The following is a 2426-nucleotide window of genomic DNA, read 5'->3' on the forward strand; positions in this document are numbered from 1 at the left end:
CGCTGCATAGTTGAACAGTGATGTTCAGCAGTGTTCAGCGTAAATGTATCAGGTAGGTATTGTGGGCATAGCTGCTCCGAATGGCAGAGCAACAGCCCGAAGATTCTGAGCTCTCCTCTCCACTCTTGGCTGGTCACCCCCCAGAGCCGAGCTGCCGGGAAAGGGTTGAGCTGCTCTCTTGGGATTTCTCCCTTGTTTATGATGATCTCGTGTGGGTTTCCAAACGCGGGCTGCCCAGCTTTTCAGGGAAACGTAAGGGATCCCACTGTGGGGTTTGGAGTTCCCTATGGCGGATGAGTTGCCGTTTACTCTAGATCAGCTCCTCATCGTGCGGGCAATTGCCCAGCAGGGTAGTTTTCGCCGTGCTGCCGATAGCCTGTTTGTCTCCCAGCCTGCCGTCAGCTTGCAAGTACAGAACCTGGAGCGACAGTTGGGAGTGGTGCTGTTCGACCGCAGTGGGCGCAAGGTGGAGCTGACGGATGCCGGGAAAGTGCTGCTGCAGTACAGCGAGCGCATCCTCAAGCTGTGCCGTGAAACCATCGAGGCGCTGGCGGATTTGCAAGAAATGGAGCGGGGGCATCTGGTTTTGGGGGCCAGCCAAACGGTGGGCACCTATGTAATGCCTTCTTTGATCGCCCAATATCACCGCCGCTATCCACAAATTTCCGTACAGCTCTTGGTGCAATCCACGCGGCGAATTGCCCAGAAGTTGGTGGACGGCCAGTTGGACGTGGCCATTGTTGGCGGGGAGATCCCCTTTGAGCTGCAGCGGCACTTGAAGGTGATGGCTCTGGCGGAAGATGAATATGTGTTGGTCGGTGCTCCCGGGTGTGCCATCGACTCTCCGGCTCTTGTGGATCTGCTGGCTTTGCCCTTCATCACCTTGGATCCCCAGTCTTCCACTCGGCAAACCATCGATCGGGTGCTGAACCGCCACGGCATTAACCCGGCCCAATTGAACGTGCGGCTGGAACTCAGCTCGATTGAGGCGATCAAAAATGCCGTCCAGGCGGGTTTGGGGGTGGCCTTTCTGTCCATGGTGGCAGTGGGATCCGATGTGGAACAGGGGCGGTTCCGGAAGCTGGCGGTGGAAGGGCTACAGATACGGCGTACCCTCTGGCTGGCTTTTAACCCGGAGCGCTATCAATCGCAGGCAGCCACCCGCTTCCTCCAAGGGCTGCTGACCCGCCAAGACTGGCTGAAAACTCCCCCGCCCCATTTGCAGTTGATCGGCTAAGTTGCGATGCGTTACGGCCTTTTCCGAGTTGATGGGATCCCAGGTAGATTCCGGTGGATTGAGCAGGATCCCTGTTCAAAGAGATACGAGAGATATTTCCGTATAGGTGCATTCGCTGTAGCCAATGCTGCTCCGGAAGAAACTGCATCTGCTGAATCTGTCTGTGTCTACTGACCCCAAGCCGATGACCAGGCAAACGCTGTTGGAACGACTCCCCCTGGCCCAGCGCTTGGCGGAGTTACAGGCCCGCGTTCAAGGGATCCCGCTGCACAGGGTGGAATTGAAAGGGCTGAGCATCGCAGGGGCAGAGTCCTGTTGGGCTGCCTATCGAGAGTGGGGAAAAGGGATCCCACTGCTGTTTCTGCATGGCTTTATGGCCACTCATGCCAACTGGTGGCCGCTGATGCAAGGGTTGGGAGACGAATATCGCTGCATTGCCTTGGATTTACTGGGGTTCGGGCAGTCCGGCCAACCGGCCTTGCACTACGACATCGCTGCAGAAGTGGAGTTTGTGCGCGGATTTGTCCAAAGGCTGGGCCTACCTGCTCCGGTTTTGGTGGGCCATTCCTTTGGGGGATGGGTGGCAGCGGCCTATGCAGTACGGTATCCGCTGCGGGGGTTGGTTTTGTTGGCTCCTGCCGGGATCCGCGACGACAGCTTTGTGAGACGCTACAACCATTTGCGGCCCTTGCTCTGGGAAAGCGCTTGGGTGGATTGGCTGTTGCGGGCGATCGCTCCGCTGGCCCGCTGGTGGCATTGGGAAGACAAGCTGGCCCAGCTCTTGTGGTTGCGGGGATCCCTGCGTCAGCAGCCGGTCGCTCGGCAATTTCTTCGACAACGTCTGCGCCCGCAAGCTGCCGTCGATACGGTTGAACGTTATCTCCAACACATTCAGGCCCCCACCCTGGTGATCGCCGCCGAACAGGACGACACCATTCCCCTCTGGCACTGCCAAACCTATGCCGAAGGGATCCCTGGGGCTCAGCTCAAGATCCTGGCCGGGGCCGGCCACGCCATCCCTGCCTTGCATGGGGAACAGGTGCTGCCCCTGATCCGGGAATTTCTCGACACAGCCCTTTCCGCACAATGCGGGCTTTGAGCTGGGGCTGTAGCGTATGGCCGAGAGAGGAATGCCGCTTGCCAGATGGCGATGCCCGATAGGCGACGGAGCGCCGCCCAAGGGGAACGC

2 protein-coding genes are annotated in these 2426 nt (G+C 58.8%); both read left to right on the top strand.

Annotated features, from left to right (window positions below):
* The first annotated feature begins 286 nt into the window (after nt 1-286).
* On the top strand, nt 287-1237 hold the full coding sequence (locus NW829_RS12055; protein ID WP_414383566.1) for a LysR substrate-binding domain-containing protein: 951 nt from the start codon (nt 287-289) through the stop codon (nt 1235-1237).
* A 184-nt stretch (nt 1238-1421) separates the two neighbouring features.
* Nucleotides 1422-2336 (top strand): alpha/beta fold hydrolase, encoded by a 915-nt coding sequence (locus NW829_RS12060; RefSeq protein ID WP_414417177.1) that lies wholly within the window; start codon nt 1422-1424, stop codon nt 2334-2336.
* Nucleotides 2337-2426 lie beyond the last annotated feature (90 nt).

This window comes from Synechococcus sp. R55.8 (assembly GCF_047461895.1).
Classification (GTDB): Bacteria; Cyanobacteriota; Cyanobacteriia; order Thermostichales; family Thermostichaceae; genus Thermostichus.

What these genes read in the sequence shown, in the direction of transcription:
- NW829_RS12060 (WP_414417177.1), top strand. Translation starts at nt 1,422, where the DNA reads ATGACCAGGCAAACGCTGTTGGAACGACTCCCCCTGGCCCAGCGCTTG.
- NW829_RS12055 (WP_414383566.1), top strand. Translation starts at nt 287, where the DNA reads ATGGCGGATGAGTTGCCGTTTACTCTAGATCAGCTCCTCATCGTGCGG.